General features: G+C 36.9%; 13 protein-coding genes. 8 read left to right on the forward strand and 5 right to left on the reverse strand.

Going from position 1 to position 11,688, the window contains the following annotated elements:
- From HW278_RS12170 to HW278_RS12190, 5 genes are all read left to right on the forward strand, one after another.
- A complete protein-coding gene (locus HW278_RS12170; RefSeq protein ID WP_015782941.1) occupies positions 1-678 on the forward strand; it encodes an SDR family NAD(P)-dependent oxidoreductase in 678 nt (225 codons plus the stop codon).
- A gap of 33 nt (positions 679-711) precedes the next feature.
- The gene (locus tag HW278_RS12175; protein WP_015782942.1) at positions 712-999 is read left to right on the forward strand and encodes a YciI family protein; all 288 of its coding nucleotides are present in this window, start codon (positions 712-714) and stop codon (positions 997-999) included.
- A 120-nt stretch (positions 1,000-1,119) separates the two neighbouring features.
- Positions 1,120-1,644: a class I SAM-dependent methyltransferase gene (locus HW278_RS12180; RefSeq protein ID WP_255493648.1), complete on the forward strand. Its 525-nt coding sequence runs from the start codon at positions 1,120-1,122 to the stop codon at positions 1,642-1,644.
- A 236-nt stretch (positions 1,645-1,880) separates the two neighbouring features.
- Entirely contained in the window at positions 1,881-2,969 is a 1,089-nt protein-coding gene (gene corA, locus HW278_RS12185) for a magnesium/cobalt transporter CorA (protein WP_009419743.1), read from the forward strand.
- A 31-nt stretch (positions 2,970-3,000) separates the two neighbouring features.
- A complete protein-coding gene (locus HW278_RS12190; protein WP_178977966.1) occupies positions 3,001-4,152 on the forward strand; it encodes a class I SAM-dependent methyltransferase in 1,152 nt (383 codons plus the stop codon).
- Here the strand turns inward: HW278_RS12190 and HW278_RS12195 are convergent.
- Positions 4,100-5,035, reverse strand: coding sequence for a DUF4421 family protein (locus HW278_RS12195; RefSeq protein WP_255493649.1), 936 nt, complete (start codon positions 5,033-5,035; stop codon positions 4,100-4,102). The genes HW278_RS12190 and HW278_RS12195 overlap by 53 nt on opposite strands.
- 77 nt (positions 5,036-5,112) lie before the next feature.
- On the opposite strand from HW278_RS12195, the gene rsmG reads away from it, so the two are divergent.
- Complete coding sequence (gene rsmG / locus HW278_RS12200; protein ID WP_053580622.1) at positions 5,113-5,730, forward strand: 16S rRNA (guanine(527)-N(7))-methyltransferase RsmG; 618 nt, start codon at positions 5,113-5,115, stop codon at positions 5,728-5,730.
- Positions 5,731-5,786: 56 nt separating this feature from the next.
- Here the strand turns inward: rsmG and HW278_RS12205 are convergent, their stop codons facing one another.
- The 3 genes from HW278_RS12205 to HW278_RS12215 are packed head-to-tail and all read right to left on the reverse strand — an operon-like array spanning position 5,787 to position 8,458.
- Positions 5,787-6,311: a membrane protein gene (locus HW278_RS12205; RefSeq protein WP_009421613.1), complete on the reverse strand. Its 525-nt coding sequence runs from the start codon at positions 6,309-6,311 to the stop codon at positions 5,787-5,789.
- 59 nt (positions 6,312-6,370) lie between these two features.
- Positions 6,371-7,159 carry a tRNA pseudouridine(38-40) synthase TruA gene (gene truA, locus HW278_RS12210; protein WP_053580623.1) on the reverse strand — a complete coding sequence of 263 codons (789 nt, stop codon included), beginning with the start codon at positions 7,157-7,159 and terminating at the stop codon, positions 6,371-6,373.
- Positions 7,160-7,198: 39 nt separating this feature from the next.
- Positions 7,199-8,458: a tetratricopeptide repeat protein gene (locus HW278_RS12215; protein ID WP_034575722.1), complete on the reverse strand. Its 1,260-nt coding sequence runs from the start codon at positions 8,456-8,458 to the stop codon at positions 7,199-7,201.
- A 740-nt stretch (positions 8,459-9,198) separates the two neighbouring features.
- Here HW278_RS12215 and HW278_RS12220 point away from each other — a divergent pair.
- Together HW278_RS12220 and HW278_RS12225 are read left to right on the forward strand one after the other, a co-directional pair.
- Positions 9,199-10,014, forward strand: coding sequence for a M48 family metallopeptidase (locus HW278_RS12220; RefSeq protein ID WP_178977967.1), 816 nt, complete (start codon positions 9,199-9,201; stop codon positions 10,012-10,014).
- A 117-nt stretch (positions 10,015-10,131) separates the two neighbouring features.
- Positions 10,132-10,959 (forward strand): purine-nucleoside phosphorylase, encoded by an 828-nt coding sequence (locus tag HW278_RS12225; protein WP_178977968.1) that lies wholly within the window; start codon positions 10,132-10,134, stop codon positions 10,957-10,959.
- 111 nt (positions 10,960-11,070) lie between these two features.
- On the opposite strand, the gene HW278_RS12230 is transcribed toward HW278_RS12225, so the two are convergent.
- Positions 11,071-11,487 carry an acyl-CoA thioesterase gene (locus tag HW278_RS12230; RefSeq protein WP_015782950.1) on the reverse strand — a complete coding sequence of 139 codons (417 nt, stop codon included), beginning with the start codon at positions 11,485-11,487 and terminating at the stop codon, positions 11,071-11,073.
- Positions 11,488-11,688: the final 201 nt, after the last annotated feature.

The raw sequence follows: 11,688 nt of genomic DNA on the forward strand, positions 1-11,688 counted from the left end.
ATGAAGAACATTATCATAACAGGTACCAGCAGAGGTATAGGCTTTGCGCTAGTACAACAGTTGGCTGCGGAAGGACATAACATTTTAGCCCTTTCGCGGCATACTGCTACTATAGAGGCACTGCAATTGCCTAATGTGCATTGTTTCCCTTTTGATATTACAAAAACAGAAGACATACAAACGGTAGTCACTTATTTGCAACAATGGCAGTGCGTGGATATACTCATTCATAACGCAGGAAAACTCATCAATAAACCCTTTGAACAACTTACTGAAACTGACTTTTTAGAAGTGTATAAGGTAAATGTATTCGGAGTGGCACAACTCACTCAGAAAGTATTGCCTTTTATGAGGAATGGCTCGCACGTGGTAAGTATCAGCAGTATGGGAGGGGTACAAGGGAGTTTGAAGTTTGGCGGTTTGGCAGCGTATAGTTCCTCCAAAGGTGCTCTTATTACCCTATCGGAACTTTTAGCCGAAGAATACAAAGAGCGCGGTATCATCTTCAACACCTTAGCCTTAGGTGCGGTACAGACCGAGATGCTCACTGAAGCCTTCCCTGATTATAAAGCTAATATCACCCCACAGCAAATGGCACGCTACATTGCCGATTTTGCCCTTAATGGTAGTAAGGTATTCAATGGAAAAGTATTACAAGTAGCCAATACAACTCCATAAAACAATTAAAAACTAACGACTAATAACTAAAATATGTACATCATTATTTTAACGTATCAAAAAGACCTTTCAGAGGTTGAAAAACATTTAGAAGCACATCGCGCTTATTTAGATAAGCATTATGCTTCAGGACATTTTGTCGCTTCAGGAGCACAAGTACCCCGTGTAGGTGGTATAATTTTGTGCAAGGCAGGTAGTAGGGGAGAGGTAGAAACTATCATTGCCCAAGACCCTTTTTATCAGCACAAAATAGCAACCTACCAGGTCATTGAGTTTACTCCTACCAAATTCTCTGAGGAGTTCGGTAAGGTAGTCTCTTAAAACCACAATTAACAAGTGAAAATTATTTTTCTAACAGCCCTTACTTTTTCAATCTTAATACTCCTGCTTTATTACCTAATTCAGCAGTCTAAAAAGCCTTCGGGTTTTGTAGGTGTAATAATGATGAAACTTTTTAATCGTGTTTATATACCAATGGTACAATGGGCATTAGGACTTTATAAACCGTCAGAAGCTCCCCGAAAAATATTAGATATAGGAGTAGGAAATGGCAAATCAACTGTCCTGCTCACTGAATATTTTCCTCATAGTGAAGTTTGGGGAATTGAAATATCCAAAATCGCTATTAAGGAAGCAAAGAAGCTTCATACAAAGGCTATCTTTCAGTTAGAGGACATTCGGCATACCTCATTTGGTGATAAAACTTTTGATTTGATAACTGCTTTTCAAACACACTTCCATTGGCAAGACCTCAAAGAGGCTTTTTTGGAAGTCAAACGTATACTTTCAGACAAAGGCATTTTTCTCATTGCTTGTGAATATGCAAAGATTAGTTATTACCTTCCTAAGCTAAAAAGAACAGAAGATTTTAGTCAATTTTTAAACTCAGTAGGACTATCCTTAGTACAAGAAGAAAGAATACAAGGTTGGGTGTTTTACAAGCTAATAACTACTGAATATAAGTAACTTACAATAAAAATGTAAACCTTTTATTTAATGTATATTCTATAAAGTATCTATTTACTATGTATATAAATGTGAAAATAATCTAATAATCAGTATATTAACCACCAATTTAAATAAAAGTAACAAGCATTTATTACGCTTACTAATGCTTTCGTTTTTGTTATAATACTTATACTTTAACTTTAAAATGTTTTAATAAAATATTAATAACCAATATTTTAATATAATAATTATATATGAGTAAAAATATAGTCTCTACTACCAAGAGGAAACGCAAGGCAAATCGCTCCAAAAAGGTAGGTTTGCCTGCCGGTAGTCTGGTGTATTTCGGTAATAAAGAGAAGCCTCTCAATATAGAAGTCTTTGCCTATAACGAGCATTCTTGTGAGGTAAAGAAAGTCTCTTCGGCTGAGGAAGCCCTTAAATTTATAATCGATAGCCGTATCACGTGGGTGAATGTAAACGGCTTAAACAATATTGAGGAAGTAAAAAAGTTAGGTGCTTATACTCATTTAGATAACCTATTTTTGGAAGACGTACTCGATACCGAACACCGTCCGAAAGTAGAAATCCTCGATGAACATATTCTTGTGATCATTAAAATGCTGTACTACGGCAAAGATAAGCAACTCATTTCAGAGCACTTAGCATTATTATTGGGTAAAAACTACCTCATCACTTTTCAAGAAAGTGAAGACGAAGACGTGTTTGACCCCGTACGCAAACGTTTGCAAAACGCCGATAGCAGTCTGCGCAAACGCCCCGCTGACTATTTGCTATTCGGACTCTTAGATGCTATTGTAGACAACTATTTTGTGATTTTGGATAAAGTAAGCGATAAGATTGAAACCATTGAAGATGATATTATTATTCACCCTCGTGAAGATATGATTTCCGAAATCCAGTTGTTGAGAAAGAGTGCTATCTTTTTGCAGAAATCAATTACGCCCTCGCGTGAGGTAGTAAACAAGATAGAGAAAACCCCTCATCATCTTATCGACACCGATACTAAGCATTATTTTCGTGACCTCCACGACCACACGGTGCAAATTGTCGAAACACTCAGTACCTACCGCGATATTTTATGGGGACTTACTGACACCTATATGGGGGCAATGAGTAACAAGATGAACAACATTATGCGCTTGCTCACCCTTATTTCTACTATATTTATTCCGCTCACTTTTATTGTAGGGGTATACGGTATGAATTTCAAGTATATGCCTGAATTAGAAGTATGGTGGGCATATCCGTTAGTATGGTTGGTGATGATAGGTATTTCAGTAACAATGATTTTCTACTTCAAACGCAAAAAATGGCTTTGATTTTTGTGAAAATGCACTATCTTTGCGCGCTATGAATTTGTTAGACGAGAATGTACAACGCTTTATCAGGGAATACGAGGGGACAACTACAACATTGCTCCTTAAAAAAACTGTGTTCAATGGCATTTCTAACAAAGAATTAGTACAACAGATTGAAGGCAGACGTACAGCAGCTAAAAAACTCCCTTTTTTGCTTACTGCGGAAGGTATATTGTTTCCCCCAACACTTAATTTAGAGCAAACCTCCTCCGAAGCAACCGCTCAGTATAAGGCACAAGGCTTACACGGAGAATGTTTTTTAGACCTTACTTGTGGGTTCGGTATTGATGCATTTTTTCTTTCAGAGAAGTTTAAAGAAGTTATGTTGGTAGAACAAAATAAGGAACTTCTGAGCAAAGTAGAACATAATTGGCAGGTATTAGGGTGCAAGGCTACATTTATAAATGGAAGCGCAGAAGCTTTTTTGAAAGCTACAACAGCACATTACAACCTTATTTATCTTGATCCTGCTCGTAGAGACGCTCTCAAACAAAAGAAGTTTCTCTTAGAAGACCTCTCACCTAATATCTTAGAGTTACAGTCTGTACTATTGCAAAAAGCAGATAAAGTGCTTACCAAACTATCACCTATGATAGACATTAGTTATCTGTTGCATACGCTACCCAAGATAACACATATTCATTTGGTAGCCTTGCGCAATGAAGTAAAGGAGGTATTGGTAGTACAAGAACCTAAAAAAGAAACGCAAGTACAAATACATTGTGTGAATTTGGAGACTGAAGAGCCTATTTTGCAATTTGCAGAAGAAGTGTTGCATAGTTCTCAAGTGGTGTATAGTGCGCCTAAACAATACTTGTATATTCCTAATAATGCTTTGTTGAAATCAGGAGCATTTAACTATATAGCGCAGTATTTTGAGGTAGAGAAGTTGGACGTAAATACTCATCTATACACTTCAGAGCAGCTAAAAAAGCCCTTTGCCGGACGTGTTTTGCAGGTAACTCCTATCAATCTTAAAAAGTTAAAAAAAGGTAGTAAATATTGTATTCTCTCTAAAAACTATCCGTTATCGGTAGCAGAAATTAAAAGAAAATACCGTATCGTGGAAGGTGGTAATGAATATCTTATCTTTACCCGTTCCGTTGAGGGGTTGGTCGTACTTTTAGGGAAGGTAATCGAGTGAGAAAGTTTTTCCTTTTGAGGTAAAAATGCTTAGTAAACGATAGTTGTACACTGGGAGTAATCAAGCGAATAGGTTTGTTATCGGTAGGATAAACTGACTTGTTATTAAAAATTCCCGATAAGGCTACAGTCCAATCATCTTTCAGATATACAAACGAAAAGCGCGTCACAGAAGTAGGATAAACCTTAATATTCAGCTGTTGCAGTATGTCCATTTGGTTACCAAAATTCAATCCACCAATAAACGCCCCTGTAAGTAACCAGTGTTTGCCAGCTACCCACGAATAGCCATAGCCCACGTGAAAACCTATTTGGAAATTCTCAAAAGCCTCGCTACTTACATTCTCTGTTTTAGCATCAGGTTCTATGCGATGCCAATAGAAACCACTGCCAAAAAGCAAACTCCCCGCCGATTTCACTTGGCGTTCGCTTTGCTCAAAGGCAGCTCGCGCCGAGAACTTGTCTGCACGCCATACGTAAGTGCTTTCTACACCTATTTGCTGGGTAGAAAGGGTAGGGAAGAGGGTATAATTCCCTTTACCTCTATCGATATAAAATCCTGTATAGTCTTGATAATAAGCATCTATAAGTATGCGTTTACCGTATTTATGTGCTTGTATATCAATACTGCGAGTTTTTAGATTTGTTTCATTTTTTAGTCGGAATAAGTTCTGTGCATAAAGTACGTTAAGCCCTAATATCTTGCGCAAACCTATTCCAACTCCTAAACTAAATGGGTAGTTGGGTGAATAAGCCTCTTTCCCTTGCGTAAGTATGAGCATTTTGGTAGGAGTATATGCTCTGAGCCATATTTCTTGCGGATAAGGTTGAATGTAGGTAGTATCGCGCTCTTGTGCAAAGAACGAAAGGCAACCTCCCCACAAAAAAAATCAATAATAAGGCTCGTAAATTCATTATAATATATAAAAACGGGTGCAAAAGTAATACATTTTTAGCAACTATGAAAATCATACTCAAATACTTTCCCTCACTTAGTGAGTTGCAACAACAACAATTTGCAGAGCTCAAACCGCTGTACGAAAAGTGGAATGCTCAAATAAACGTCATCTCTCGCAAAGATATAGACGATTTCTACGAGCGACACGTGTTGCATAGTTTGGCTATTGCTAAGCGCATTCAGTTCGTTGATGGTACAGTACTATTAGATGTCGGTACTGGTGGAGGCTTTCCTGGCATACCTTTGGCTATAATGTTTCCTAACTGTCAGTTTACATTGGTCGATTCTATCGGAAAGAAAATAAAAGTAGTACAAGAAGTAGTAAAAGCTTTAAGGCTAACCAATGTAACGGCTATGCAGATAAGAGCCGAAGAACTAAAAGATACTTACGACTTTGTGGTAAGTCGTGCTGTTACTCAAATGAAGGACTTTGTACCTTGGGTAAAAGGAAAGTTCAAGAAGACTTCCAAAAACGACCTCCCTAATGGTATTCTTTACTTAAAAGGCGGTGACCTTACTGAGGAGTTAGCACCTTTCCCTAAGGCAGTACTGACTGATATCAGTAGTTATTACGATGAACCTTTCTTCGATACTAAGAAAATAGTGTATTTAAAGGGGTAAAATATTAGAACCAAATCATAAAAAAGGCTGTCTAAAACGACAGCCTTTTTTATGCTTTAAATTTTCTTGAGTTGTTGTTGCATCATCTTTATTTGGTCGCTCATCAAGTTTTGTTTATCTAGCTTTTTAGCCTCAGTGAGGAGCTCCTGCGCTTCGCGTTTTTTCCGCTTTTGCATCATAATACCTGCCAAACTCAATTTTGCCATCGCTACGTCATAACTCATCGTAAGTCCCAATTGTAGGGCTTTACGAAAGTATTTTTCTGCTTGAGTAAGGTTCTTTTGCGAGTAGATAATACCGTACATATAGTTGTAATAGCCTTGTTGTTTGCGGAGTAAAGCTGTCTGAGGGTCTGCTATTTTACCGAGCCATTTTTCCATTCCTGCAAAGTCTTGCTTGCGCAAACGTAAGAATGTGAGAAGTATAAATTCGTTTCGAAAATAGAGTAAAATAGGAATAAGAGAAAGCAAAATAAGCGCTATACCATTTCCTATATTCCCCTGTGTGAACTGATATACCGCCCACGCTATGATAAGCACGGCTATAACTATCTTTAAATATTTGTTCTGTAAATATTTCATTTCTGTTTTTGTTTTAAAAGTTTGCAAAGGTAGTAATTCTTCTTGAATAATGCTAATATTTAATCCTTTTTTTCAACAAAGAGACTTTCGGGGTATTCTATATGAGTGAGATATAACCCACAAGCAGGAACCGATGCTCCTGCTTTACTGCGTTTCTTACTGAGGATAATATCTTCAAAATCTGTAAGCGAAAGTTTCTGTAAGCCTACATCTATAAGTGTTCCTACAATCGCCCGTACCATATTACGCAAGAAACGGTCGGCAGTAATAGTAAAAATGAGTTGGTTCTCCACCTTATTCCAATGCGCTTCGTATATTTTGCAATTATATGTCTTTACATCGGTATGTGTTTTAGAGAAGCACTGAAAATCAGTATAATCAAAAAGTATTTGAGCCGCTTCATTCATAAGCGCTACATTTAACGGAAGAGTAAATGCCATCGCATAATCGTAAGCAAAAGCATCTTTTTGAGTGCTAATATGGTACTGATAAGTGCGTTTCAAAGCGTCAAAACGGGCGTGTGCATTAGGCTGTACTTCATATATATGATGAACTGCTATATCTTTTGGAAGAAAAGCATTTAACTTGTGAACCAGATTAGCGGGCAACGCTTCTGTCACATCAAAGTGAGCATACATCTGCGAAGCGTGCACACCACTATCAGTGCGACCTGCTCCCACAACTTCTATAGGCGTTCTCAAAAGAGTAGAAAGAGCCTTCTGTAAAACTTCTTGCACTGAAATAGCTTTGGGCTGGGATTGCCAACCGTAATAGTTTTTACCAAAGAAAGAAAGTTCTATAAAATAACGCATTTTTATCTTTATAAAAAGTAAAAGGTAACAGAGCATAACTCTGTTACCTTTTAACGAACATCTTATACTAAATTATTATTCACCCAATAGTTTTTTAACACGTTGGAAGTTAGCACTGTCGCTCAAAGCTCCATAAATGCTCTTTAGTTGTTCCAAGATATTTTTATCGTTGCCATTAGCTTTCACGTAGCTTTCTAATACTTCAGCAGCTTTTTTAAACAAAGCTTCTTTTTGGTCTCTAAGTTCATTGAATTTCTTAGTATCAGCAGCCGAATTGCCTAATGAATTCATTTGCTCAACCAAAGCATTACCTTCATTAATGTAAGTAGTCGAAAGGTTCAAAGTAGCATCAGCATATTTAGGTTTAATTTTAAGGGCTTGTTCAAAAGCTTTACGAGCCTCTATATTGTTACCTTGTTGCATATTGATAACCCCAATATTGTAGTGAAGGTCAGCATTATTAGGGTCAAGCTGTGCAGCTTCTTGCATTAGTTGTTTAAATTTTTCTTTATTGTCTAATTGCAAGTAAACATTCGCTTCAGCAAGAATGATGTTAGCATCTTTAGGATAAGCTTTTCTTGCTTCTGCAAAAGCTTTTAGCGCCTCATCAGTCTTGTTTTGCTCTACGTAAATAAAGGCAATATTTTTCACGATATCAGCACGTTTTGAAGGCGTTTTTTCATTTCTAGCTTTTTCGTGAGTACCTGCTTTTACCATCAAATCACGCTGGTTTTTATCAGGGAAAGTTTCCTCTTTTTTAGTTTGCTTATTAGTAGCCAAATAAAGTGTTTCAGCACCGTCATAACCTAAGTCTTTCAACTCTTTATAAAGTTTCACAGCGTTGTCATAATCTTTATTTTCAACCGATACTACTGCCGCATTGTACAAAAATACAGTATCACGCGGACTGAGGCGGTATACTTGTTCAAAAGCAACCGAAGCATTCTTGTAGTTTTTACGCTCGTAATTGTCTTGTGCTTGCTTAGCTGCAATATTAATAGCCTCATCAGCCAAAGTTTGCAACTGGTTTGTGTATTTGCCTTTACCTCCTTCTAATTGTCTTACTTTGGCAAAAGCTGAAGAAGCCGCTTGCAACGAAGCCAATACATTTTCATTTTTCTTGGCAGCCTCCACATTCACTTGTGCTTCCAAGAAATAGAACTGAGGTGCAAATTCAGTACCCTCAATAGAACCTTTAATGGAGCTTAATCCGCTTTTAGCAGTTGTTAAATCTCCTTTACGGATTTGTTTTTCAATCTCTTTGAGTTCTTTTTTTTGTCCGAACGCCACTGCCGAAATCAGTAAGGCAGCAGCCATTAATAATGGTTTTCTCATATTGTTTTGCAATTTTAACGCAGTTTTTTGTTTTATGTACTAATTTGAAGTCGCAAATGTAGCACTTTATTTTTAAAGCACCAAATATTATCAACTTTTTATTTAGCAACAAAACTTGTGTCAACCGCATTCTTCTGACAATTAGTCCGTTGAAGTTCCTCGAAAGTTATATCTCTCTATTTTCAATTCTCATAAACGTTCCTCAAAAGTTACTCACACTAAAAATTGCATTTTTTTCGCCAAAATCACGTTTTTATGATTTTTTTCTCAATAACGTAAATACCTCTTTCTACTAATTGAGATTCAACTTAGTAACCTCCTTCCTTCGTCTTTCCTTCGTCTTAGGTTCGTCTTACCTTCGCTCTTCCTTCGGTTAAGATACATCTAAAAGGTAAGATAGGTATATTTTATATCTAACTGATATATAAACAATTATTATTTTTAATTCACTAAAAGACGAAAAAGAATTTTGTTGTCTTATTTTAAAAAAATATGCTCTATTTTAGAAATTTTAGCATTTTTTTCTCAGCTTCTCCAAAGTCATATAGTGCTTGCATTAATCAACCTTCATTCTCTTTTAATTTTGAAACGAATTTGTTTAATTTCTGGCACGTAGTCTCACTGTAAAAAGAATACTTTTCACCTATTATATTATTGTTTTTCATTAACAATAAAATTTATAAATTATTACTATTGTATTTCCGATTATTATTTGTATCTTTGCCCTCAAATAAAATCTTATGAAGAAATTAACTTTAATCGCATTCCTTTTAATTGTCTTTTCTTGTAAGACAAACCCTTTTACAGGAAAGAGTACCCTTAACTTTATGCCTAATAGTCAGGTATTCCCGATGGCTTTTAGTGAGTATTCCACCTTTTTAAAATCTAATAAGGTAGTGAAAAATACAAACGATGCCGCTATGGTGAAACGCGTAGGCGAACGTATAGCCAAAGCTGCCAAACTATGGCTCGATACCAATGGTTATAAAGGCTATTTAGATGATTATCGTTGGGAATATAACTTGGTAGATAGTCCCGAGGTGAACGCTTGGTGTATGCCAGGGGGAAAGATTGTGGTTTATACGGGAATCTTACCTATTACACAATCCGAAACAGGTTTGGCAGTGGTAATGGGGCACGAGGTGGCTCACGCTTTAGCCGACCACGGAGCACAACGTATGAGTGCTGCTACCTTACAACAAATAGGTGCTATTGCAGGTTCAGTAGCCTTGCAAACCAGCAAATACGCTGCTTATACCAACCAGTTTATGCTCGCTTACGGCTTAGGGTCTAACTTAGGGGTAATGTTGCCCTTTAGTCGTTCCAACGAAACAGAAGCCGATGCCATAGGTATCCAGATTATGGCAATTGCTGGTTATGACCCCGCTGAGGCTCCTGAGCTATGGAAACGTATGAGTGCCAAGAATAATGGTAAATCTACACCTACTATTTTAAGCACCCACCCTTCTGATGCCTCTCGTATCAAAAACCTTACTGCCTTAGTACCCAAAGCACGTGCTGAAGCTGCTAAGTTTGGAGTCACCCATTTTCAATAGCTAAAAGATATGATAAGCATCGCTACAATTCCTCTTTTGAAGGAGTATAGGGAGAGGTTGTCAACATTTTAGTATTATTCACACCAATATAGGTAACAAATAAAACATTATAAAGATATGCAACAAGTTTACGATAAAATTAATGAAACGGCTCGCATCATACAGTCGTACATTACAGAGCACACTCCTGAATTTGCTATTATTTTAGGTTCTGGACTCAATAAGTTAGAAGATGAAGTAGAAGTAATTTCTGAGATTAAATACAACAATATCCCTAACTTCCCTAAATCTACTGTAGAAGGACACAAAGGTAAACTGATTTACGGTAAAATAGAAAATCGCTATGTGCTAATGATGGCAGGGCGTGTGCATTATTACGAAGGATATACAATGCAAGAAGTAACCTTCCCAATACGCGTTTTTGCGCAATTAGGTATTAAACGTCTGATTGTTTCTAACGCTTCAGGAGGGGTGAACCCTAACTTTTCAATAGGTGATGTAATGGTTATTCGCGATCATATCAATTTATTTCCTGAACACCCTCTACGCGGTAAGAACTTAGACCTATTTGGTGCACGCTTCCCCGATATGAGCAAGCCTTATAGCCAAGCTATGATAACCGAGCTCGAAAAGATAGCTAAGAAACATAAAATTAAGCTTCAAAAAGGAGTGTATGTAGGTTTGCAAGGTCCTTCTTTTGAAACCCCAGCCGAATATGGTATGGTGCGCATTTTAGGAGGTGATGCAGTAGGTATGAGTACCGTGCCCGAAGTAATTGTAGCACGTCATCAGAATATGGAAGTGTGTGCTCTTTCAGTCATCACCGACTTAGGTGGTCCTGACATCTCCCCCGATGTATCACACGAAGAAGTACTCAACGCCGCTAATATCGCAATGCCAAACGTGATATTATTGGTGAAGAATTTGATTAAAAACTATCAATAGTTTTAATAGTTTTTAGTTGTGGTATAAACTTTGCCAAAGTTTCAATAGCTTGTTGTGCTACAACCTTTGGCAAAGTTAAATTACCAAATTATTCACTTTTCACTCCTCTCCTTACTCTTCACTTTTTGCTTTAATAAGCTTTAGCACCTTCTCAGGGCAACGCACCGGTCTGAAAGTCTTCGCATCTACAAACACCAATACAGTATTAGCCGTAGAGAGTAGTTCTCCTTTTTCATTGAGAATTTCATAGTTAAACTCTATTTTTGTAGAGGGTAATTCTTTTAATTTGGTACGAATAGTAATGAGCTCGTCATACAAAGCAGGCTTTTTATACTGAATTTGCAGAGATACCACAGGCATCATTATTCCTTCTTCTTCCATCGCCTTATAGGTAAAGCCAATAGACCTTAGCCACTCCACTCTTCCCAGTTCAAGATACTGAGGATAATTTCCGTAGTACACTACCCCCATTTGGTCAGTTTCTGCATAGCGTGTACGCAATACATAATCAAAATATAATTCTTTCATATTTAGATAGATATAAATATTAACAAAACATTAACAGTGCTCCCATATAAAATAAAAGTACAAAAACAAATGTTAAATATTTTTTTTATTCAAAAATTATTCACAACTTTGCTCACTGAAAAAACAACAGTTTTATCACCGGCAAAATTAGTAAAAAAATCTAATAATCAAATTTTTAGCTAAAAAGTAGCACTAAAAAAG

Origin of the sequence: Capnocytophaga sp. oral taxon 902 (genome assembly GCF_013394735.1) — a bacterium.
Lineage (GTDB): Bacteria > Bacteroidota > Bacteroidia > Flavobacteriales > Flavobacteriaceae > Capnocytophaga > Capnocytophaga ochracea.

What these genes read in the sequence shown, in the direction of transcription:
- HW278_RS12170 (WP_015782941.1), top strand. Translation starts at nt 1, where the DNA reads ATGAAGAACATTATCATAACAGGTACCAGCAGAGGTATAGGCTTTGCG.
- HW278_RS12220 (WP_178977967.1), top strand. Translation starts at nt 9,199, where the DNA reads ATGAAGAAATTAACTTTAATCGCATTCCTTTTAATTGTCTTTTCTTGT.
- HW278_RS12175 (WP_015782942.1), top strand. Translation starts at nt 712, where the DNA reads ATGTACATCATTATTTTAACGTATCAAAAAGACCTTTCAGAGGTTGAA.
- truA (WP_053580623.1), bottom strand. Translation starts at nt 7,159, where the DNA reads ATGCTCTGTTACCTTTTACTTTTTATAAAGATAAAAATGCGTTATTTT.
- HW278_RS12230 (WP_015782950.1), bottom strand. Translation starts at nt 11,487, where the DNA reads ATGAAAGAATTATATTTTGATTATGTATTGCGTACACGCTATGCAGAA.
- corA (WP_009419743.1), top strand. Translation starts at nt 1,881, where the DNA reads ATGAGTAAAAATATAGTCTCTACTACCAAGAGGAAACGCAAGGCAAAT.
- HW278_RS12205 (WP_009421613.1), bottom strand. Translation starts at nt 6,311, where the DNA reads ATGAAATATTTACAGAACAAATATTTAAAGATAGTTATAGCCGTGCTT.
- HW278_RS12215 (WP_034575722.1), bottom strand. Translation starts at nt 8,458, where the DNA reads ATGAGAAAACCATTATTAATGGCTGCTGCCTTACTGATTTCGGCAGTG.
- HW278_RS12190 (WP_178977966.1), top strand. Translation starts at nt 3,001, where the DNA reads ATGAATTTGTTAGACGAGAATGTACAACGCTTTATCAGGGAATACGAG.
- rsmG (WP_053580622.1), top strand. Translation starts at nt 5,113, where the DNA reads ATGAAAATCATACTCAAATACTTTCCCTCACTTAGTGAGTTGCAACAA.
- HW278_RS12180 (WP_255493648.1), top strand. Translation starts at nt 1,120, where the DNA reads ATGATGAAACTTTTTAATCGTGTTTATATACCAATGGTACAATGGGCA.
- HW278_RS12225 (WP_178977968.1), top strand. Translation starts at nt 10,132, where the DNA reads ATGCAACAAGTTTACGATAAAATTAATGAAACGGCTCGCATCATACAG.